The organism is Rhodopila sp. (genome assembly GCF_965277825.1).
GTDB lineage: Bacteria > Pseudomonadota > Alphaproteobacteria > Acetobacterales > Acetobacteraceae > Rhodopila.
This window is the reverse complement of the sequence record NZ_OZ255846.1, coordinates 3634598-3654905: the sequence shown is the minus strand read 5'-3', so window position 1 is coordinate 3654905 and position 20308 is coordinate 3634598. Positions and strand designations below refer to the sequence as shown.

Genomic DNA, 20308 nt, shown 5'->3' with positions numbered 1-20308 from the left:
AAGCGACCTTAGCGCACCCTAACGAACCCGACCAGCCGTTCAGCCTCGCTGACGATCGGGTCGGATATCGCGGCAGCCCGTTCGGCCCCCTTCTTGAGCAGATCGATAAGGGCAGCCCTGTCGCTTAAGAAGCGGCGAGTCTCAGATGCGATCGGCGACAGGTGTTCCACGATCAGCTCGGTCAGCGCCGCCTTGAACGGACCAAAACCCTGACCACCATGATCCTTCAGCACGTCGCCAAGTTCGCGGTCGGTCATCGCCGCGTAAATCTCAACCAGGTTCCGCGCCTCCGGCCGATCGGCTAGTTCTTCTATCTCGGACGGTAGCGGCGCCGGATCCGTTTTTGCGCGCCGGATCTTCAAAGCGATTGCCTCAGGACCGTCATTCAGGTTGATCCGGCTCTGATCTGAAGCATCCGACTTTGACATTTTCTTCGTACCATCTCGCAGACTCATGACGCGGGCGGCCGGTCCAAAGATCACCGGCTGCACAGTTGGAAAGAATTCGACCTCATAATCATGATTGAATTTCTGTGCAATATCGTTGGCAAGCTCCAGATGTTGCCGTTGATCATCTCCCACCGGCACACGAGTGGCATGGTAAGCGTGTATATCGGCGGCCATCAGATTTGGATAGACATACAGCCCAGAGGAAGCGTTCTCGCGATCCTTTCCGGCTTTGTCCTTGAACTGCGTCATGCGGTTGAGCCAGCCAAGTCGGGCGACGCAATTAAATATCCACGCAAGTTGCACGTGAGCCCGTACACTCGACTGCAAAAACAGAATGTGGCGCATCGGATCCACACCGCATGCCAGCAAGGCAGCCGCCATCTCCAGCGACTGTTCAAACAAGGCCGCCGGATCCTGCCAAGCGGTAATGGCATGCAAATCTACCACGCACCAAAGGCAATCGTGGTTGTCCTGAAGTCTTACCCAGTTGCGAATGGCGCCAAGGTAATTCCCCAGCGTCGGGATGCCGGACGGCTGAATGCCCGAAAAGATGCGCTCCATGCGATTTAAGTCTCTGTCGTTGGGGCTGAACTGATGGCTGATCCGCCTCCTCGAGGCAAGCGACGACGCGATATCATGCGGGCAACATCCCGAAGATCGTACGCACCGAGTAAGGCAGCCGCGATCGCATAAGCTAGCATGCCGGCACCAACAAGGCTGCCGAGCGATGCCAGGCGAAGCCATCCGTGAGACGGTGTCTGAAACAGCCAATCCCGCAGCCCCCAGAGCACCAGGGCCATGGCCGCTGACGCCCCGATCATCCCGCGGAACCGGCGACGGAGTTGATAGTCAGATGCGAAGTGCCCACGCCGCCTCAGCACGAAAGCAAGGCCGGCCACATTGCAAATTGCGGCCAAGCTTGTCGCCAGCGCCGGACCGATATGGCCAAGCGGCACCATGAAGACGAAATTCAAGACTAGGTTCAAAGCTACGCTGGCGACCCCGATTTTGACCGGCATGCCTGTATCGCCGCGCGCGAAAAATGCCGGCGCCAGTACCTTCACCAGGACGAAAGCAGGCAGACCGATCGCATAGGCGGCCAGCGATTGCGATGACAGCCGCACGCTTTCCAGGTCGAACGCTCCCCGACCAAACAGGACGAGCATGATGGGTTGCGCGCACACCAACAACGCCATCGCCGCCGGTAGGGTGAGAAAGAGTCCATACTCAACCGCCCGGTTCAGCGTGCCAATGGCCGAAGCCGCCTCGCCGGCTCGGACCTGCCGCGAAAGCAGCGGCAGAAGCGCGGTTCCAACCGCAGTGCCGATAACACCCAAAGGCAGTTGTTGCACCCGGTCTGCGAAATACAGCACCGACACCGTGCCGGGGGGTAGCAAGCTGGCAATGATGACATCGACCGTCAGATTAAGCTGAGTCACCCCGGCACCAACCAACCCCGGCGCCATTCGCCGCATCAGCAGACGCATCTGTGGCGTCATCCTGGGACGGGGAATCCTGAGCGCCATCCCGCCCCGCCGAACCGCCATCATCAGCAGGCCTAGCTGGACAACGCCCGAAATCGTGACGCCCCAGGATAAAGCATGACCAACCGTGGGAACGTACGGCGTCATCCAAATCATACAAGCTATCGAAACGATATTGAACAGCACGTAGGATGCGGAAGCCGCGGTAAACTTCTCCATTCCGTTCAGAACGCCCGAAACCAAAGCGGCAAGGCAGATCAAGACTAGATACGGAAAGGTAATCCTGGAAAGGGTGACGGCCAGGGAGAATTTGGCAGGATTATCCGCGAACCCGGGCGCCAGAACATGCATCAGTTCCGGCATGAAAATCTCACCCACGATCGTCATGATCCCAAGCCAGAATGCCATCACCGCGAAGGCTTCTTGAGCAAACTGCTTCGCCGCGCCGATACCCTCGGTATGCAGTAGCCCCGAGAAGGCCGGGATAAAGGCGGCGTTGAAAGCACCCTCGCCAAACAGGCGGCGGAACAGGTTGGGCAGCTTGAGCGCAACAAAAAACGCGTCCGCGATCGGTCCTGTCCCGACCAGCGCGGCGATCAGCATGTCCCGGGCGAAGCCCAGCACACGGCTGATCAACGTCCACCCGCCGACAGTCAGAATGCCCCTCAGCATTTCGGGCTGCGTCCGCTGATGGGGTCTCTACTCATCACGTTGTGGACGCGAAAGAAGCTGCATGATCGCCTGATCAACCGTTTTGACTCCGGCAAGAAGATCAGCCACGGCACGGCATATCGGCAATTCAATATCGGATGCACGGGCAACAAGTGCCGCCGCGGTCATGACGCCCTCGGTCACCCCGGAACGGCTCTCTAGTATCTTCGATAGGGTTTGGCCTTCCCCCAGCGCGTAGCCCATACTGAAATTTCGACTGGCGGCCCCGGTGCAGGTCAACAACAGGTCCCCCAGTCCAGACAAGCCCATCACCGTCTCGGGCCGCCCCCCCAAAGCAATCGCCAGACGACGTATTTCGCTCAGGCCACGCGTCACCAAGGCCGCACGCGCGTTTTCGCCGAGCCCGGCCCCGATCACGGTGCCCGCGGCAATTGCGATGACATTCTTCGCAGCGCCACCAAGTTGGGCGCCGACCGGATCATCATTCCCGTACAACCTGAACGTGCCACTGCCCAACATAGCCTGAACCCTCGCGCGGAGGACGGCATCCGAACTCGCCACCACCGCGGCTGCGGGTGAGCCGCTTGCTATCTCATGCGCGAAGTTGGGTCCGGTTAATACGGCAAGCGAACGGCCGGGGATCACCTGTTCGACGACCTCCAGCGGAAGTAGGTTTGTCCCAGCTTCGACGCCCTTCGCACACACAACAAAGGCTTTGCCCACGGGCCGCAGCCGCAAAAGCGAAGAGCGGATGTGCTGCGTCGGCACCGCCAAGAACGCTATTTCCGCGTCGACCTGGATATCGTGACCCACTTCAAGCTCAGCCGGAAGGCGATGCCCTGGTAACCGCTTGCTCGCTCGCAGTTCCGCGATTTCAGCGGCCGCATCCGCATCCCGGGCCACCAAAGTGACGCCATGGCCCATTCGGCTCGCCTGCAGTGCTAACGCGGTCCCCCACGCACCCGCACCAATAATCGCGATCTTACTCATCGACCAATCGGGCGACGAACGCCGCTTTCCCGGCCTCGTCATCCCCAAGCCCCTCAAGTATGGCCGTGGCAATCGAAAGCGCCTGATCCTCGAATTGGTAAGGTGGATTGATCACGATGAGGCCGCATCCATTGAGCCGACCAGCATTCGTCGGTTCCCGAAGATGCAGCTCCACCGTAACTACGTCGCGAATGCCCGATGATGCCAGTTCCGCATGAAACCGCCGAACCGGCGCCATGTGCTTGATCGGATACCAACCTGCGGAGACCGCGTGTCCAAATCGGGCATGCGCGCAACGGAATCCATCGACGAGCGTAGAGAACTCTTCAGTCGCTTCGAACGGTGGATCAACGAATAACAGTCCCCGCTTTTCTCTCGGCGGCAACAGCGCATTTAAGGCCTCCCAGCCCGACCGCTCGTGAACCTCCACCCGAGGATCGTGCCGGAATACGCCCCGCAGTGTTGCCGCATCATCCCCTTGTAACTCGCAACACACCAGTCGGTCGCCGTGCCGCATGACCGCCCGTGTCAAAACCGGTGACCCTGGATACAGACCAATGTTTCGCACCAGTCCAAGATATCGTTCCAGAATCGGCGAAGGTCTCTCTAATAGCCGAAAGATCCCGCTGTTCGCCTCGGCCGTGCGTCGCGCAGCTTCGTCATCGAGATCATACCGACCCGCCCCCGCATGCGTATCCAGCACAAAGAAGGGCTTCGGCTTTCGAGCGATTGAATCAAGCAGCTCGACCAACAGCGCATGCTTGAAGCAATCGGCGAAATTGCCGGCGTGGTAAGCATGGCGGTAGTTCATTCAAGGACTGCTTCCAAGGTGTCGAGTGGCCACCGTGGACGGGCGCTCTCCTGAAGGCTATCGCTCCAGCCAAGCCGCAGTCGCTCGATACCCGTCCAAGCCACCATGACCGCGTTGTCCGTGCAAAGCTTGATCGGCGGAGCCACGAGAGTAAATCCACGAGATGTCGTAGCTCCGAGCAAGCCACCCTTTACCGCGGCGTTTGACGCCACGCCCCCAGCAACAACAAGCATATCGGCGCCAGGGAACCCGCCGCGCATCATATCCATCGCGTGCACGGCCCGATCGCAAAGTATGTCCACAACGGCCTGCTGGAAACTCGCGGCGATATCCGCGCGCGCGCTATGTTGAAGGTCCGGACCGGCCCGTAGCACCGTCTGTGCAACCGCCGTCTTCAGACCGGAGAAACTGAAGTCGCAACCCGGCCTTCGCCTCATCGGTCGAGGAAACAGATGGCTAGCCGGGTTACCTTCGGCGGCGAGCCTTTCGAGTGCCGGGCCACCCGGCCACTCGAGACCTAATAACTTCGCGACCTTATCGAAAGCCTCGCCGACCGCGTCGTCCAAGGTGCCTCCTAATCGCACATGTTGCCCAATTCCGCTTACCGCGATGCACTGTGAGTGGCCGCCGGACAGCAAAAGTAACAGATATGGGAACGTCGCCTCGCTCGTTGCCACGCCACACAAACGGGCCGTCAGGGCATGGGCCTCAAGGTGATTCACGCCGACGAAGGGAAGCCGGTTAGCTAAAGCAACGCCCTTGCCGAATTGGGATCCGACAAGCAAACCGCCAATCAGCCCCGGGCCCAACGTCGCCGCGACGCCGCCGAGCTCTGCGAAGCCGATGCCCGACCGCCCCATTACCGATCGAACCTGATCCGCAAGGTACTTTAAATGAGTTCTGGCGGCGACTTCGGGTACCACTCCGCCGAACGGCGCGTGCTCGTGAAGCTGGCTCAAGACTGATTCGGCCAGAATGCTTCCATCGCCATCAACCACGGCGGCGGCTGTCTCGTCGCATGATGTCTCGATCCCAAGAACCGGCTTCATCACACCTTTCCAGCCGACGTCCAGGCCAGGCACTCGGCAACCCGTCTTTCGTCCCGAGTCGAGCGTCTCGGTAGCCCCGAATCGAGAAGTGGGATATCGACCCGATAACTGGCGCCACACATCATTGATCGGAACCTCTTTGACAAGGGCCGTCATTTGAAGCGCGTTTTGATCACAAGACCGGAGCCCGGCGCTACTCAAACCGCTGCTCGGTTGACCGCGATCGGCTTTCTGCCGGTCATTGCACCGGTGCTGACTATCAACAGCAGGCAAATTCACGCCCCTGATCACCTCGCAGCGACCTTGCTGACCAGCCGAAACGCCGTTGCGGCTTGTCCACCCTCTTTGCACGGCAGCCCGGTCTTCGCGGTCGGCGCCGCGACCGCGACGCTCGCGTCAAACGCCGGTTTCCGTCACGTGTTCAGCGCCGATGGCGACGCCGAAGTGCTCGGAGGTCTAGTCGCGGATACGCTATCGCCGGAACAGGGCAGTCTCTTCCTACCGACCGGGCAGGGGCAAGGGATTGATTTCGCAGCCTCCCTTCGGCAACGAGGCTTCCACGTCGTACGCCGGGTGGCCTATCAGGTGGCCGCTGTGCCCGTCTTGCCCGCGGCCGCGGCTTTCTCTCTAAGGCAAGGCGAACTAGCGGCCGCCCTGTTCTTCTCCAGTGCAACCTCGCGCCATTTCGCACGCCTCCTCCAAGCCGCCGAATTGGCCGAAGCCGTTCGCGGTATCGAAGCGGTGTCTATCAGCGAGCGGGCTGCCATGCCATTAAGGGTCCTTCGATGGCGGCGCGTCCGCGTCGCCGAAAAGCCGAACCAGGACGCAATGCTGGTGCTGTTGAATGACTGAACAAACTCTTCTGCCACCGCCGGACGAATCGCCCGAACCCTACGCCCAGGCGCCAAAGAACCCTCAACGAAACCTTGTTCCCTGGCTCTATGGCCTGGGGTTCCTCGTGCTCGCTGCCGCTGTATTCTATCTCTGGCAATACCCCAGCGCGCCGAACCAACCCGCGCCCGATGTTTCAGCCATCCAGGCCTCCGAGCAGCGGATCGCAGCTATAGAAGCACGGCTGACCCGATTGGAGCAGCGGCCGGCCCCTGATCTTGGGCAAATCACCGCTCGTGTGGACGCAATCGATGGGCGTGTCGTCGATCAGACCCACCTCGCTAGCCGGATCGATACCTTGTCCGGTCGGATCGAATCCCTCTCGAGCCGGGATCAGACCGGGCTCGATGCGACCAAGCAGCAACTTGACGCCCTTGCCAGCCGCGTCGCAGCCGCCGCATCGGATGCGGGCAACCTCGACTCTGTCACCAAGCGCCTCGACCTACTTGCGCGTGTCCAGCAGGCATCCATCGCGCTCGCTGCAGGGCGGCCGGTTGGGGACCTTCCGAATGCGCCCGAAGCGCTCACCCGTTTCGCTCATGCGGCTCCGCCCACCGAAGCGCAACTCCGCCTCCTCTTCCCACGCGGCGAACAGGCCGCGCTCGCCGCGAAGCAGCCGGATGTCAGCAGTGCACCCTTCGTCAGCCGTGTCTGGGATCGAGCGCAAGGTCTGATAACCATCAGAAGGGGCGACGACGTCGTTGTCGGTGACCCTTCGGCAACGATCCTCGCTCATGCCCGGGCCGCCCTCGACGCTGGCGATATCGCTGGCGCGGCAAAACTTGTCGAATCGTTGAAAGGACCGCCCGGCCAGGCCATGGCAGACTGGCTCAAGGACGCAAGGGCGTTACTGGATGCACGATCCGCACTAGCCAAATTGGCCGATAAAGCCTGATGCTGAAGGTTGTCCTTTTTCTTATCGCTGGCTGCGTCATCGCTGTGGTGGCATGGCTGCTTGCTGGCATCCCTGGACACGTCGCCGTTTCGGTCGGCGCATACACGATCGAGACGTCGGCTCCGTTCGCGATCGTGATGTTGGTAGCGATGGTAGTCCTGATCCTTCTCGTGTTGCGCATCGGGCGCGGCCTGCGGGGGATTCCCAAAGCAGGGGCCGGCTGGAACCGCCGCCGGCGTGGTTCTTCAGGGCAACGGGCCATCACCCGGGTCCTCGTCGCCTTGGCGGCCGGGGAACAGGGTGCGGCTCGCAAACAAGCCCAGCGTGCTCGCCATCTCCTCGGCGACTCGCCACAAACTCTATTGCTGGTGGCTGAGGCCGGACGGTTATCCGGCCGAGAGGATGAGGCAGAGGAAGCCTACCGCGCGCTTACAAAGCACAAGGATGCTAAATTTCTCGGATTTCGAGGAATGCTGCGCCAGGCGGTCGATCGCCGCGATTGGTCCGAGGCTCTGGTTATCGCGAATCAGGCTGAAGCCGCCCATCCCGGCACAACATGGCTCCGTCAGCAACGCGCCGAACTGGCTCTGCAGACCGAGAACTGGGCCGAGGCAATCGAACTCGTTGGTAGCGACCCCCGACGACTAACCTACTATGTAGCGGCAGCGGACGCTGAACCCGATCCTCATCGCGCCCTCAGCTTCGCGAAACAGGCCTGGAAGCAGAATCCTGCATTTACACCTGCCGTGCTTGCGTATGCCGGCCGGCTCCGCTCAGCCGGACATGAACGGCGCGCCCAGTCCTGTATCGCGGAGGCGTGGAAGCAGGCACCGCATCCCGACCTCGCGAGTTTCGCGCTTGCCCTGGAGCCGGACAAGCTCACCCGAGCCCAGGCAGCCAAGCGCCTTGCTGCTCGCAATCCAGCCGATCTTGAGAGCCAGGTGCTTCTTGCCAGGGTCGCCCTTGACGCTGGACTAACAGGCGAAGCTCGACACCAAGTCGAGGTTGCGGAAAATGAGAGACCACCCCAACGTCGCCTCTGTCTGATGATTGCCGAAATAGAGGAACAGGAACGCGGCGATACCGAGGCCGGCCGTCTGGCGCAGCGTGATGCGCTTCGCCGCGCCGCGACCGCCGAGCCCGACCCACATTGGCAATGTACAAAATGCCGCGCGGATCATACAACTTGGCACCCGAAATGCAGCATTTGCGGCAACATCGGAACTCTTCAATGGGTTACTGCCGCCCAGACCTCAAGGCTGCCAATTGTCGTCGCCTGACTTTCTCGGCACTACCTTTGAGGTCAGTGTTGAGCAAAAAGGCGTGTCGGGCGGATACGCCTGTCCCCGTCGGCAGCGGTGCCAGCTCCACAGGGCACCACCTTGATATACGGCGCTGGATCAACCGACCGGCCGTCGACAATCATCCCAAAATATAGGTGCGGACCGTAGCTGAGGCCGGTACGCCCAACCGTCGCGATTTGTTCACCGCCATAAATCGCCCTCCGACCCTCCGCCAGCAATGGTTCGATCAATCCGAGATGGCTGTAAATCCCGATAAACCCATCGTGCTGGATCAGAACTTCGAGCCCGCCAACTCCACGCCGCTGCACTCGGATCACCATGCCCGGCGCAACCGCCAGCACCGGACTCCCGATCGGAGCTGGCAGGTCAATTCCTTTGTGAAATGTTCCGGCAAGCGGTCTGTTCGGCAGAATCCGCGGGCCGAATGGAGACGACACGCATGCCGGCTCAACCGGTGGTAGCATTGCGGTCTTTCCTGGCGCAGGATAGCCCCTGCCATACGAAGCGCCGGGCATCAGCCCTGATGCCAGGATAACACCCGCTACGAACGCCCGCCGCAGCAGGACGTAACCTATTTGCGTGAACCAACCCACAGCGCGCCCTTTGTTCGTCCACACAACGAAGCGGAACCAAACGCCGCTGTCCAATCAGCTTGATGTGCGGCCGATACCCAACGACCCAGTCTGATTGGTTAGTTGCTGATGCAACCTACCTTGGAAATCCCGCACCGACCCATCCGCCTGGCGATATTCCGGGCCGATCGGTATCTTCCCATAACCCCCAGGTATATCCAGGACGTACGTTGGCCACGCCAATCCCGTCACCTTCCCACGCAGGCGTTCCAACAGCCCCTGACCTTCCTCGATGGGAACATGGAACCGGGCGGTGCCCGGCGCCGCATCCAATTGGTGCAGGTAATATGGCTTGACCCTTTGGGCGATCATCGCCCGGAACAAATCTTCCAGGGCGTCAGAGCTGTCATTGACACCACGCAACAGAACCGACTGTCCCAGCAACGGAATCCCGCATTGCCGGAGACGGCGCAGGGCTTGACCAGCAGCGGCCGTGAACTCCCGTGCATGATTGGCGTGCACCACGACCCAAAGCGATCGGTTTGTCTCAATCGCCTCCACCGCGTTGTCGGTTAGCCGTTCTGGTTCGGCTATCGGCACGCGCGTATGAATCCGGATCGTCTGAATATGCGGCATCTTCGAAAGGGCCTCGATGATCCCGCGCAGGCGGCGTGGCGATAACATGAACGGATCACCCCCTGTCAGAATAACCTCGCTCACCTCCGGATGGGCGGCCAACCATTCGTAAGCCGCCTGCAACTCGCCATTGGTCAAAACACCCCCGTCGGGACCGACATGCTCCCGCCGGAAGCAAAATCGGCAGTACACCGGGCAAATCAACAGCGGCTTCAGCAAGACACGGTCGGGGTAGCGATGCACGATGCCCTTGACCGGAGAAAGCGCCGCGTCACCAATCGGGTCCGGGCTTTCGTGTGCCGCCATCACCAACTCCGCCGCATCGGGAATGAACTGCCGCCCTATCGGATCGTCCGGCTTGCCGATCAACGCCTTCATTGCCGCCGATATGGCAACCGCATAACGAGCCTCCGTCGCCGCCACCCCGGCAAATGCGGCCGGAGATATCAGACCCGCGGCAAGCAATGCCTCCGCATCTCGCAACGTCGAGCGACCCGGAGGCGCTAAATCGTCACACCCTCCAAGCTCGACGTCGCCTCTGGCCGGAACACCGTCTTCTGCCATATCGTCGTGAATCATTCCGTCCATCCTCCGATCCACCCGGAAACTGTGTTTCTCGACAGGCGATCCCATCCCTGAACTTGCCGGCCGCCCGTCCCAAGTCGCTATACAACGAACCGGTGCCCGCGTGCTTGCTCGTGCGCCCGACCCCGCCTACGGTCCGCCGCGTCCGACACCCGAGGAGACCAACCATGGTCGAAATCCCGAACCGCCCCGAATACCAAAGTGAACTGTTCAAGAAAGGCTTGGCTGTCCGCCGCGACGTGCTGGGCGCCGAGTATGTGGATGCCTCTCTGGCCCGCGCAGATGATTTTAACGCGGCCTTCCAACAGATGACGACCGAGGTCGCATGGGGCATGTGCTGGACCCGTCCGGGCCTCGACCGGAAAACTCGTAGTATGATCAATCTGACGATGTTGTCCGCGCTGAACCGAGGCTCCGAATTGCGCCTGCATCTGAAGGCCGCTTTGACCAACGGCGTCAGCCGCGATGAAATCAAAGAGATCCTGATGCAGGTGGGTGCCTATTGCGGCATTCCCGCTTGTCTGGAGGCCTTCAAGATCGCCACGGAGGTGTTCAAGGAGGTCGATGGCGGGAAGGGATGAGCGAGATGACCACTACAGTCGGCTTCGTCGGCGTTGGCAACATGGGCTGGCCGATGGCGGCTTGCCTGGTGAACGCCGGGTTCGCTGTTAACGCTAACGATTCCCGCCGCGAAATCGCCGACAACTTCGTCCAACAGGTCGGCGGGTTCGCCCCGGACGGCCTCCGGCAACTAGCCGAAAGCTCCGACGTCATCGTCACGATGCTTCCGAACAGTGCCATTGTGGAGCGCGTCCTGGCGGCAGGCGACGACAACCTTTTGGCCGGAATGAAACCCGGTACAGTCATCATCGAAATGAGCTCGGGTGTGCCGTCCATCACCCAACGTCTGGCGGAGCAGGTGGCGGCGCTCGGAAGTACATTGATCGACGCTCCCGTCTCAGGTGGCGTGCCGCGAGCGAAGAGCGGGCAACTCGCAATCATGGTGGGCGGAGAGGACGCAACGATCGACAAGGTGATCCCAATACTGTCGGCGATGGGGACATCGGTCCTGAAGACCGGAGCGGTCGGGTCCGGTCAGGCAATGAAGGCGTTGAATAATATGGTCAGCACCGGCGGTTTCCTGATTGGCATCGAAGCGCTGCTGATTGGCCAACGCTTCGGTCTCAATTCGGCAGTCATGACGGACGTCCTGAATGCTGCCACCGGAATGAACAACTCCACGCAAAAGAAGTTCAAGCAATTCGTGCTGTCACGAAAGTTCGATGCTGGTTTCACCATGGGTCTGTTGGCCAAGGATTTGTCCATCGCAATGCAGATCGGCCGCGAGACAGCCACCGCCGCTCCGGTGTCAGCGCTCGTGAACGAGATGATCGTTTCGGCACTGGTCAAATTCGGGCCTGAGGCTGACCACACCGAGATGGCGAAACTAAGCGAACTGCTGGCAGGTTCTGAACTGGATCCCGATTGAGTGCGTCTGCTGGCAGGCGCTGTGTTCGTTGTGGCGCTGATTTCCACGAGCGTTGGCGCGGCGGATCCCTCCGCCTTGTGGAAAATCGTCAATGGCCAGTGCGTGCCGCACGAAGAGGCCGAGCACGATCCTTCTCCCTGCGCTGAGGTCGACCTGACCGGCGGCGTCGCGAAGGGCTACGGCGTCCTGAAGGACATCAGAGGCGTCGCCCAGTTCTTGCTGATCCCCACAGCCAGGATCGGCGGAATCGAGGATCCTGCGATCCTGGCGCCGAGTGCCACCAACTACTGGGACGCTGCTTGGAAGGCGCGCAGCTTTGTGGATCAGCGCCTGCACACCTCGCTACCGCGGGACGAGGTCGCCCTGGCAATAAATTCCCTGCTAGCTCGCACCCAAAACCAGTTGCATATCCATATCGACTGCGTCCGTCTCGATGTGCATAGCATCCTTGCCGCTAACTTCGACAGCGTCGCTAGCAAATGGACGCCATTTCCGGTTCCGCTTGCCGGCCACAGTTACCGATCCATTCGCATCAACCAGGAAAACCTTCACGACGTTGATCCGTTTCGCCTGTTGGCGGATGACATTTTAGCATCCCAGCGCAACATGGGGCTGCACACACTGGTTCTGGTCGGAGCAAAGTTCGCTGACGGCCAAGACGGCTTCGTTCTGCTCGATGATTATGCTGACCTTGCCGCCGGCGATCGTGCATCCGGAGAGCAACTGCAGGACCACAGTTGTGCCATCGCGCTAAAGTAGCACGTGAGCTTATCTGCTTGTCGATTAGCCCGATCCGCAAAGCCGGCATTATACCGGTCGTTGTGTCAGCGGTGCGCTTCGGCCGCGGTAACTGACTCGACCCATATCAAAAAATCCCGGCCCGATATGAGGCAAATCACAGTTTGTTAACGGTTAGTCCGGTAGCAATGCCGCTCAAAGGAGACCTGCGATGGACATGAAGAGCCTGAAAGCCCTGAGTGACGACTGGGTTCAATTGAACGAGCAGAGCTTTGCCGCGCCTAGGACCGAGCGTTTGCACACGATTTTTGCACAGCCCATTGCTTCCGCGGCAATGGAGCAAAAACCCATCCCGATGCTGAATTGGCCGCCAATCCTTTTTGACGATGTGGCACCGCGTGACTGACTGGCCATGACCCGGACCACCCGTTGCGGCTTACGTTGCGACCCGACCCGGCGTGTCATAAGCATCGGTCCCACATCCTTCGACGTAACAGACCCGCATCCCTGGCGCCCCCTCTAGGTTCGCTGTTGGCGGCGACAGACGACCCTAAAACCCCTTTCCGTCTGCGTGCCGGGCAACCACGAAGGGTGACGCTTCACACCGAGCCAATCGACTGGCAACGTAGAGGGACGGGGGGAACAACATGAACTTCGACTTTTCCGACGACCTAAAGCAGCTCCGGGACCAGTCCCGGCGTTTTTTGTTCGAACGCTGCACCCCGGCAGTTGTACGGCGGTCTCTGGACGGGCAGGAAACTCATGCCGCAGATCTGTGGCACGAAATTGCCGCGATGGGCTGGATCGGCGCCGCAATTCCGGAGGAATTTGGGGGCGCCGGCTTAGGCTACGAAGGCCTTTGCATCCTCGCCGAGGAGATCGGCCGAGCCGTGGCGCCGGTTCCGTTCGGATCGACTGCGTATCTGGCGACGGAGGCGATCTTGACCGCAGGATCCGACACCCAGCGCCAGCAATACCTGCCGAAGCTGGCTGACGGCTCGCTGATCGGCTGCCTCGCGCTGTCCGAGGGCACCGGCAATCCGGACCCCGCTCAGATTCATGCCCGCGTCGTCGCTGGCCGCTTGACAGGCGCGAAATGGCCGGTTGCGGACGGCGGGATCGCCGGCATTGCCGTGGTGGTGGCCTGTGACGAGCATCGGCAACCTGGCCTGTTCGTGACCGATCTGACCGGCGTGCGTCGGCGCGACCTCCGCACATTGGATCCGACACGCAACCACGCCCGGCTCGACTTTGATGGCGCGCCAGTCCAGAGGCTCGGCTCAGGCGGCTGGGGCGCTCTTCAGCGGATTCTCGATCGCGCGGCAATTCTGTTCGCATTCGAACAAGTTGGCGGAGCGGACGCCTGCCTGCAGATGGCGCGCGAATACGCGCAGGAGCGTTTCGCTTTCGGCCGGCCGATCGGATCGTTTCAGGCGATCAAGCACAAGCTGGCAGATATCTACGTGGCACTCGAACTGGCGCGTTCCAATGCCTACTACGGCGCATGGGCACTAGGAGCCGACGCCACCGACCTGCCCTTGGCCGCGGCAACCGCTCGGGTCTCAGCGACCGAGGCGTTCCATCTGGCTTCCAAGGAAAACATCCAGACCCATGGCGGGATCGGCTTTACATGGGCGGTGGACTGCCATCTGTTCTACCGCCGGTCGAAGCAGCTGGGGCTCTGTATCGGGTCGGCACCGTTCTGGAAGGATCGCCTGGTCGATTTGCTCGAAACACGCAACGCGGCCTGAACCACGCTCGGGCTGAGCGGATCGTCCACATCGCGTGACGCATCCGATCAGACATACGGAGAGGTATCATGGACTTTAACGACACCCCCGAAGAAGCCGCCTTCCGCGCCAAGACACGCGCCTTCCTCATCGCCAACGCCGAACCAAAAGCCGGCAGCCGTCCGGTGTTGCGCCAATCCGGAATTGATGCCGACACAGTAAAGCGCTGTAAGGCATGGCAGGCCAAAAAAGCCGACGCGGGCTACGCCGGTCTGACCTGGCCAAAACAGTTCGGCGGTCGCGAGGCTTCGCCCATCCTGCAAGTGATCTACAACCAGGAAGAAGATGATTTCGCCGTGCCGCGCGGCCTGTTCGAGATCGGCCTCGGCATGTGCATCCCGACCATGATGACCTATGCTAAGCCAGAGCAGCTTGATCGCTACGTGAGACCCGCCCTTCACGGCCAGGAAGTCTGGTGCCAGTTGTTCAGCGAACCCGCGGGCGGATCGGATCTTGCCGCGCTGCGGACACGAGCAGAGCGTGACGGCGATGACTGGGTGATCAACGGGCAGAAGATATGGACCTCCGGCGCCCACCTGTCGGATTTTGGCATCGTCGTCGTTAGGACTGATCCAAATTTACCGAAACATGAAGGTCTGACCTTCTTCTTTCTCGACATGAAGTCGCCCGGCATTGATATCCGACCAATCCACCAGATGTCGGGGGCGCGTCATTTCAACGAAGTGTTCTTTACCGATGTCCGTGTCCCAGACAGCCAGCGACTAGGCGCGGTGGGGCAGGGGTGGAAGGTATCGCTGACGACGCTGATGAACGAACGCCTCGCCGTCGGCGACGTGCAGCGGCCCGAGGTCGATGACCTGCTGGAACTGAGCCGCAAGGCGCGCATCGACGGCAAGCCGGCGATCCGCAACGGCGCGGTGCGTGAGAAGATCGCCGAATGGCACGCCCGCTCCCAAGGCCTGAAGTTCACCCGATTCCGCACCATGACCGCCTTGTCGAAGGGCCAGACCCCAGGCCCGGAAAACTCCATCCATAAGCTGGTCAACGCCTCCAAGCTTCAGGACATCGCGAGTTACGGGCTGGATCTCATGGGCGCGGGAGGCCTCGTCATAGATGACGATCTGACCGAGGCCTACGCAATGTTTCAGTCCGCCCTGCTTTCGTCTCCGAGCTCGCGCATCGCCGGAGGTTCCGATGAGATCTTGCGCAACATCATTGCCGAACGGGTGCTCGGTCTGCCCTCCGACATTCGCGTCGACAAGGGCAAGCCGTTCAACCAGGTAGCAACAGGCAAACGGTGACCCGCGTCGCGACGACCATTGGTTGCTTCCCCCTGCTGAACCCGGTCATTTGCGCGGCTGGGGAACCGGTCATGACCGAAGCAGGAATCCGCGCCGCACTCCGTGCCGGCGTAGCCGGCGTAATCGCCAAATCTGTGAATGAAAGCGCCGCTGCAAGAAATCAACTGGACCGCGCCGACTACGTCCGTCTCGATGCGGATGGAACGCCGACGTCGGGGCCAGGGGTCTCCCTCTTTAATCGTTCCGGCCTCACGCAACGCGACACCGCCGAGTGGCTTGACGCCATCGCCGCGCTTGATCGAGAAGCCCGCGTAGAGAACCAGTTCGTGGCTGCCAGCATCGTCTACGCAGGCCCTCAAGGAGCCATTTCGATCGCCGCAATGGCCCGGCAGACCGGACTACGGGTCTTTGAATTGAACGTCGGCGCGCCGCATGCCTCCGAGGCGGCACCCGGTGCGATAGTGCAAGAGACCGATCCCGACCGACTGTCAGATCTCGTCCGTCAGGTTCGCGCCGTAACCCAGGGAATGCAGCTTTGGGTCAAGCTGACTGGTCTTTCGTCCAACCTGCCCGCCCTCGCAACGGCCGCGCAAAACGGAGGCGCCGACGCGGTCTGCATAATGGGGAGCTTCATGGGCCTGGTGCCCGACCTGGAGACCTTCAAGCCAGTACTGGGAACCCCCGCGGCATATGGCGGCGGCTGGGCGCTCCCGATCGTCTGCCGCTTCTTGGCGCTGACACGCCAAGCAACCCAGACATCGCTACCGCTGATCGGCACCAACGGCGTGCGCTCCGGCCTGGACGTAGTGCGCATGGCGCTCTGCGGCGCCGTCGCCACTGAAGCTTTGTCAATCGTCATGCATGAAGGTTTCGGAGGCTTCACCCGGATAATCGATCAACTGGTATCGTTTCTTGCTCAGCGCAACCTGGCGTTCTCTGACTTGATCGGTCGTTCGGCCGATGCTTTGCACGGATATGGCGACGCGCCCCTGACCCCTGATAGGTGGCGGGATTTTGTGCCATCAGACACACTGGTGGGGTCGCATCCGCACTGAAGCCACGCAGCAGAGTGGTAACGCGTTACATCAGCCAATCGGCGATATCCCCGATTGCGCGAAGGGGGTGGCATGGACAAACCGGTAGGCGCATCGATTGCTCCTGGCATGACAAATGTCAGGTGGCGCATCTTTTTCCTGATTCTGGCCACCGTTGCCATCAACTACATCGACCGTGCGTCCCTGTCGGTGGCAATGCCGACCATCAGCCGCGAGTTCAATATCTCGCCAGCCATTCAGGGGCTACTGCTAAGTGGCTTCTTCTGGAGCTACTGCGCCATGCAGATCCCCGGCGGCATGCTGGCGGATCGCTTCCTTCCGCGCTTGGTCATCGCCGGCGCGACCATCGCCTGGGGAGGCTTCGCTGCCCTCGCCGCGGCCGCCACCGGTTGGATTACCATGCTGCTGACCCGTGTCGGCCTCGGCCTCGCCGAGGGCCCGATCTATCCCGCTGGCGCGAAGCTGATCGGCATGTGGATGACGCCGACAGAGCGCGGCCGAGCCGCCGCGCTGCTAGACGGCGGGGCACCCTTGGGAACGGCATTGGGATCACTGATCATCGCCGGCCTGATCAGTGCACTCGGGTCGTGGCGCGCGGCGTTCCTGGTCGCCGGCATCGGCACCATGGCGTGTGGTGCCTTCGCCTGGTTCTATATCCGCAACCATCCGCACGAGCATGGCTCAACCGACCACCAAGAGCGGACTCACATCCAGGACGGACTTCGTCGTTCTTCTGCGGACGCAGGCGGCAGCGCCCCACTCTCCGGGGTGTTTCGTTCGCCGTCGATATGGATGTTGTTCGGAGGCTGGTTCTGCTTCAATTCACTCTGGTATGGATTTCTCACCTGGGTTCCCATCTTCCTCTCAAAGACCCAAGGATTAGATATCGCAGCGCTCGGCTGGGCTTCGTTTCTGGTGTTCTTCGGTGGCTTCGTCGGCGAGTTGACCGGCGGCCAACTGCTGGATCGATGGCTGCGCACCCATGCCTCAACCGAGAAAGTTTATCGCAGTCTTTTCGGCATCTCCTCGGGGCTGGCAACCATCGCGGTCTTCCTCGTCGCCTATGTGCATCAAGAAGCCGCCGTGATTACCCTATTGGCGACAACGCTATTCTTTCTGCGCTGGTGCGGCATGTACTGGACCCTGCCAGGCTTGCTGATCGGTGGAGAGAAGGCCGGATTCCTGGCCGGTTCGATGAACTTCGCCGGCAACATCTCCGGCATCGTCGTGCCGGTGATCGTCGGACTGATCGTCAGCGCCACCGGCTCCTACTATCTCGCCCTGATGATGTTCGCCGCCGCCGGGGCCGGGCTATTCCTGTGCTCGATTGGCATTCGCTATCGTCGCGCGATTTAATGGCCCACGCGGTTGCCTGGTTTGCATAACGTCCAAGAGAAGAGCCTCCACCTAATGACAAATGTCAGATGGCGAATCATCGCCCTGCTGCTGATAGCGACGACCATCAATTACATCGATCGGGTCAATCTGTCTTACGCCGCGCCAACCCTAATGAGGGAATTTGGCGTTGGCCCGGCAGGGATGGGAATCGTTTTGTCAGCGTTCCTGTGGACCTACTTCCTGCTGCAGGTGCCCATGGGCCTCGCACTCGACAAGTTTGGCGTGCGCTTTGTCTACGGTGGCGCGGCTCTGCTGTGGGGGGTCGCAACCATGCTCACCGCCACCGCGGCCGGCGTCCTCTCGCTTACGGCCTGGCGCACGTTACTCGGTGTGGGAGAAGCACCACTGGCTCCAGCCGGTACCAAAGTCATCGGCTTCTGGGCGGCCGACCACGAGCGAGGCTTTGCGTCCGCCATGACCGTAGCCGGCGTGCCGCTGGGGGTCTTTATCGGGTCTCCGTTCATCGGCTGGCTACTGGCAGATTTCGGTTGGCGGACGGTGTTTGTCGGCACCGGCCTGATCGCTGTGCTCTGGGCGCTCGGCTGGATCGCCTACTACCGTAAGCCGGACCAGCACAAAGGCGCCAATGACGCGGAACGCACCTATCTTCGCCAAAACAGCAAACGCCAGGCCCTGCCAACCCACGCGACCTGGCGTGAGCTGCTGACCAACCGCAACATTCTCGGTCTGTCGATCGGGCACGCCGCATTGCTGTTCAATCTCTATTTTCTACTGACCTGGTTGCCGACCTACCTGATCGAGCAGCATCATCTGACGGCACTCCGCACCGGGCTGTTCGGTTCGATCCCGTGGTTCTTCGGCCTCGTCGGCGCCCTGGTCGGCGGCCGGATGTCGGACCTTTTGGTGCGCCGCGGGTGGCCGATTATGCGGGCGAGAAAAGCGTTTCTCGGTCTCGGAATGATCCTCAGCATGGCTTCGCTTATGTCGCTGTTCACCGTGACGCTGACCGCTACCGTGGCCTGCTTGTCCGTCGCGCTGTTTGGACTTCTTATCACCAACAGCGTCGTCTGGGCTGCGAACGCCGAGGTTGCGCCGACCCAGCAGGGAGCCCAGGTCAGCGCCATCCAAAACTGCGTCGGTAACGCCGCGGGCCTCGTCGCACCAATCATGGTGGGCGTGTTGCTTCAGCTAACTGGGTCATGGATGGCGCCGATGACAGCCGCCGCCGTCATCGCCCTGGCGGGCGCCGCCGTCTACACTTTGATGCTGTCCGACCGTGCGGTTCTCAAGCAACCAGTCTCAGTACAGCAACTGGCGCGGGAACCATCGTAGAAGACCCCCGCTACGCTCCTGCCGTTCGCATGAAATTTGCGATTCCATCAATCACCGGCAGGACTTTGTCGGCCGCTTCCGACTCAAGATTGAACACCACCCGTTCCACACCAAGATCCGCGTAGCGCTTCATCAGATCTCGGTCCCGCCGTGGAAACCATACGGTGACGGCGATTTCGTCCGGATTACGTCCCGCCTCGGTCGCCATTTTGCGAAATTCTGGGATCAGGTCGCCGATCTCCTGATATCCGCTGCGCGCCGCCTGCGGAATCCAACCGTCGCCATAGCGGATGGCGCGGCGGGCGGAATAAGGAAACGCGCCGCCGACGATCACCGGAGGATGCGGCTTCCGTAGCGGTTTCGGCCACGTCATCATCGCATCGAAATTGACGAATTCGCCATGAAATTCCGGCTTCGATCGGGTCCAGATCTGCTTCATCGCCTCGATCCGTTCTCTGGCAACCTTGTGCCGATCGACAAACTTCACGCCGTGATTTTCCAACTCATCCTGATTCCAGCCATTCCCCACCCCAAATAAAAACCCGCCGCCAGACACCTGATCGATCGAGGCAACCAATTTCGCGGTTTGGATCGGATCACGCTGAGCTACGAGGCAAACTCCCGTGCCGACCATAAGCGTCTTGGTCGCCGCTGCCGCCGCTGTCAGCGTGACGAACGGATCCATCGCGTCATAGTAGCGCTTTGGCAGGTCACCGCCGCCGGGAAACGGCGACTTGCGGCTGAGCGGGATGTGCGAATGTTCAGGCGCCCACAGCGATTCAAAGCCTCGCTGCTCCAATGCTTGGCCGAGCGCGCCGGGTGCGATGGAATAGTCGGTAAAGAACATCGATACGCCTGATTTCAGCATCTGCATTCCTCCTGCTGGCGGTTTCGAGGTGCACCCTCTCCAAGGCGTTCGGGTCCATCTGCTATCCGGCCGCATCG

The 20308-nt window shown here is 61.0% G+C and carries 20 protein-coding genes; 12 read left to right on the top strand and 8 right to left on the bottom strand.

What is annotated here, in order from left to right:
* Positions 1 to 8: 8 nt before the first annotated feature.
* The 5 genes from trpS to tsaD are packed head-to-tail and all read right to left on the bottom strand — an operon-like array spanning position 9 to position 5455.
* On the bottom strand, positions 9 to 1010 hold the full coding sequence (gene trpS / locus ACQY4T_RS17900) for a tryptophan--tRNA ligase (RefSeq protein WP_428533487.1): 1002 nt from the start codon (positions 1008 to 1010) through the stop codon (positions 9 to 11).
* Positions 1011 to 1015: 5 nt separating this feature from the next.
* Positions 1016 to 2605, bottom strand: a complete 1590-nt coding sequence (gene murJ / locus ACQY4T_RS17895) for a murein biosynthesis integral membrane protein MurJ (protein ID WP_428533484.1) — start codon at positions 2603 to 2605, stop codon at positions 1016 to 1018.
* 27 nt (positions 2606 to 2632) lie between these two features.
* Positions 2633 to 3595 carry an NAD(P)H-dependent glycerol-3-phosphate dehydrogenase gene (locus tag ACQY4T_RS17890; protein ID WP_428533481.1) on the bottom strand — a complete coding sequence of 321 codons (963 nt, stop codon included), beginning with the start codon at positions 3593 to 3595 and terminating at the stop codon, positions 2633 to 2635.
* Complete coding sequence (locus tag ACQY4T_RS17885) at positions 3588 to 4406, bottom strand: 23S rRNA (adenine(2030)-N(6))-methyltransferase RlmJ (protein ID WP_428533478.1); 819 nt, start codon at positions 4404 to 4406, stop codon at positions 3588 to 3590. The genes ACQY4T_RS17890 and ACQY4T_RS17885 overlap by 8 nt, the downstream gene beginning before the upstream one ends.
* Positions 4403 to 5455, bottom strand: a complete 1053-nt coding sequence (tsaD, locus tag ACQY4T_RS17880; protein ID WP_428533475.1) for a tRNA (adenosine(37)-N6)-threonylcarbamoyltransferase complex transferase subunit TsaD — start codon at positions 5453 to 5455, stop codon at positions 4403 to 4405. Before tsaD ends, ACQY4T_RS17885 begins: the two co-directional genes overlap by 4 nt.
* Positions 5456 to 5611: 156 nt before the next feature.
* On the opposite strand from tsaD, the gene ACQY4T_RS17875 reads away from it, so the two are divergent.
* Genes ACQY4T_RS17875 through ACQY4T_RS17865 form a run of 3 tightly spaced genes read left to right on the top strand, consistent with a single transcriptional unit; the run spans position 5612 to position 8521 of the window.
* The gene (locus tag ACQY4T_RS17875) at positions 5612 to 6307 is read left to right on the top strand and encodes a uroporphyrinogen-III synthase (RefSeq protein ID WP_428533472.1); all 696 of its coding nucleotides are present in this window, start codon (positions 5612 to 5614) and stop codon (positions 6305 to 6307) included.
* A complete protein-coding gene (locus ACQY4T_RS17870; RefSeq protein WP_428533469.1) occupies positions 6300 to 7241 on the top strand; it encodes a COG4223 family protein in 942 nt (313 codons plus the stop codon). The genes ACQY4T_RS17875 and ACQY4T_RS17870 overlap by 8 nt, the downstream gene beginning before the upstream one ends.
* Complete coding sequence (locus tag ACQY4T_RS17865; RefSeq protein ID WP_428533466.1) at positions 7241 to 8521, top strand: heme biosynthesis HemY N-terminal domain-containing protein; 1281 nt, start codon at positions 7241 to 7243, stop codon at positions 8519 to 8521. Before ACQY4T_RS17870 ends, ACQY4T_RS17865 begins: the two co-directional genes overlap by 1 nt.
* Before the next feature lie 23 nt (positions 8522 to 8544).
* Here the strand turns inward: ACQY4T_RS17865 and ACQY4T_RS17860 are convergent, their stop codons facing one another.
* Together ACQY4T_RS17860 and ACQY4T_RS17855 are read right to left on the bottom strand one after the other, a co-directional pair.
* Positions 8545 to 9009: a M23 family metallopeptidase gene (locus ACQY4T_RS17860; protein WP_428533463.1), complete on the bottom strand. Its 465-nt coding sequence runs from the start codon at positions 9007 to 9009 to the stop codon at positions 8545 to 8547.
* 183 nt (positions 9010 to 9192) lie between these two features.
* Complete coding sequence (locus ACQY4T_RS17855; protein ID WP_428542962.1) at positions 9193 to 10317, bottom strand: lysine-2,3-aminomutase-like protein; 1125 nt, start codon at positions 10315 to 10317, stop codon at positions 9193 to 9195.
* A gap of 188 nt (positions 10318 to 10505) precedes the next feature.
* Between ACQY4T_RS17855 and ACQY4T_RS17850 the strand changes: the two genes are divergently transcribed.
* The 9 genes from ACQY4T_RS17850 to ACQY4T_RS17810 all read left to right on the top strand — a co-directional run bounded on the left by ACQY4T_RS17850 (position 10506) and on the right by ACQY4T_RS17810 (position 19363).
* Positions 10506 to 10919: a carboxymuconolactone decarboxylase family protein gene (locus ACQY4T_RS17850; RefSeq protein WP_428533460.1), complete on the top strand. Its 414-nt coding sequence runs from the start codon at positions 10506 to 10508 to the stop codon at positions 10917 to 10919.
* Entirely contained in the window at positions 10916 to 11827 is a 912-nt protein-coding gene (locus tag ACQY4T_RS17845; RefSeq protein WP_428533457.1) for an NAD(P)-dependent oxidoreductase, read from the top strand. Before ACQY4T_RS17850 ends, ACQY4T_RS17845 begins: the two co-directional genes overlap by 4 nt.
* Positions 11828 to 12586 (top strand): CDP-diacylglycerol diphosphatase, encoded by a 759-nt coding sequence (locus ACQY4T_RS17840; protein ID WP_428533454.1) that lies wholly within the window; start codon positions 11828 to 11830, stop codon positions 12584 to 12586.
* 190 nt (positions 12587 to 12776) lie between these two features.
* A complete protein-coding gene (locus ACQY4T_RS17835; RefSeq protein WP_428533451.1) occupies positions 12777 to 12971 on the top strand; it encodes a hypothetical protein in 195 nt (64 codons plus the stop codon).
* A 241-nt stretch (positions 12972 to 13212) separates the two neighbouring features.
* The gene (locus ACQY4T_RS17830; protein ID WP_428533448.1) at positions 13213 to 14316 is read left to right on the top strand and encodes an acyl-CoA dehydrogenase family protein; all 1104 of its coding nucleotides are present in this window, start codon (positions 13213 to 13215) and stop codon (positions 14314 to 14316) included.
* A 68-nt stretch (positions 14317 to 14384) separates the two neighbouring features.
* Positions 14385 to 15617: an acyl-CoA dehydrogenase family protein gene (locus tag ACQY4T_RS17825; RefSeq protein WP_428533445.1), complete on the top strand. Its 1233-nt coding sequence runs from the start codon at positions 14385 to 14387 to the stop codon at positions 15615 to 15617.
* Positions 15614 to 16672 (top strand): dihydroorotate dehydrogenase, encoded by a 1059-nt coding sequence (locus tag ACQY4T_RS17820; RefSeq protein WP_428533442.1) that lies wholly within the window; start codon positions 15614 to 15616, stop codon positions 16670 to 16672. The genes ACQY4T_RS17825 and ACQY4T_RS17820 overlap by 4 nt, the downstream gene beginning before the upstream one ends.
* Positions 16673 to 16780: 108 nt before the next feature.
* Positions 16781 to 18028: an MFS transporter gene (locus ACQY4T_RS17815; RefSeq protein ID WP_428533439.1), complete on the top strand. Its 1248-nt coding sequence runs from the start codon at positions 16781 to 16783 to the stop codon at positions 18026 to 18028.
* A gap of 54 nt (positions 18029 to 18082) precedes the next feature.
* Complete coding sequence (locus ACQY4T_RS17810; protein WP_428533436.1) at positions 18083 to 19363, top strand: MFS transporter; 1281 nt, start codon at positions 18083 to 18085, stop codon at positions 19361 to 19363.
* 10 nt (positions 19364 to 19373) lie between these two features.
* On the opposite strand, the gene ACQY4T_RS17805 is transcribed toward ACQY4T_RS17810, so the two are convergent.
* Entirely contained in the window at positions 19374 to 20237 is an 864-nt protein-coding gene (locus ACQY4T_RS17805) for an LLM class F420-dependent oxidoreductase (protein WP_428533433.1), read from the bottom strand.
* Positions 20238 to 20308: the final 71 nt, after the last annotated feature.

Coding starts and splice junctions, on each gene's coding strand:
- ACQY4T_RS17885 (WP_428533478.1), bottom strand. CDS start 4,406: ATGAACTACCGCCATGCTTACCACGCCGGCAATTTCGCCGATTGCTTC.
- ACQY4T_RS17810 (WP_428533436.1), top strand. CDS start 18,083: ATGACAAATGTCAGATGGCGAATCATCGCCCTGCTGCTGATAGCGACG.
- ACQY4T_RS17805 (WP_428533433.1), bottom strand. CDS start 20,237: ATGCAGATGCTGAAATCAGGCGTATCGATGTTCTTTACCGACTATTCC.
- trpS (WP_428533487.1), bottom strand. CDS start 1,010: ATGGAGCGCATCTTTTCGGGCATTCAGCCGTCCGGCATCCCGACGCTG.
- ACQY4T_RS17855 (WP_428542962.1), bottom strand. CDS start 10,317: ATGGCAGAAGACGGTGTTCCGGCCAGAGGCGACGTCGAGCTTGGAGGG.
- ACQY4T_RS17860 (WP_428533463.1), bottom strand. CDS start 9,009: ATGCTACCACCGGTTGAGCCGGCATGCGTGTCGTCTCCATTCGGCCCG.
- ACQY4T_RS17850 (WP_428533460.1), top strand. CDS start 10,506: ATGGTCGAAATCCCGAACCGCCCCGAATACCAAAGTGAACTGTTCAAG.
- ACQY4T_RS17890 (WP_428533481.1), bottom strand. CDS start 3,595: ATGAGTAAGATCGCGATTATTGGTGCGGGTGCGTGGGGGACCGCGTTA.
- ACQY4T_RS17870 (WP_428533469.1), top strand. CDS start 6,300: ATGACTGAACAAACTCTTCTGCCACCGCCGGACGAATCGCCCGAACCC.
- ACQY4T_RS17815 (WP_428533439.1), top strand. CDS start 16,781: ATGACAAATGTCAGGTGGCGCATCTTTTTCCTGATTCTGGCCACCGTT.
- ACQY4T_RS17830 (WP_428533448.1), top strand. CDS start 13,213: ATGAACTTCGACTTTTCCGACGACCTAAAGCAGCTCCGGGACCAGTCC.
- ACQY4T_RS17865 (WP_428533466.1), top strand. CDS start 7,241: ATGCTGAAGGTTGTCCTTTTTCTTATCGCTGGCTGCGTCATCGCTGTG.
- tsaD (WP_428533475.1), bottom strand. CDS start 5,455: ATGAAGCCGGTTCTTGGGATCGAGACATCATGCGACGAGACAGCCGCC.
- ACQY4T_RS17845 (WP_428533457.1), top strand. CDS start 10,916: ATGAGCGAGATGACCACTACAGTCGGCTTCGTCGGCGTTGGCAACATG.
- ACQY4T_RS17825 (WP_428533445.1), top strand. CDS start 14,385: ATGGACTTTAACGACACCCCCGAAGAAGCCGCCTTCCGCGCCAAGACA.
- murJ (WP_428533484.1), bottom strand. CDS start 2,605: ATGCTGAGGGGCATTCTGACTGTCGGCGGGTGGACGTTGATCAGCCGT.
- ACQY4T_RS17835 (WP_428533451.1), top strand. CDS start 12,777: ATGGACATGAAGAGCCTGAAAGCCCTGAGTGACGACTGGGTTCAATTG.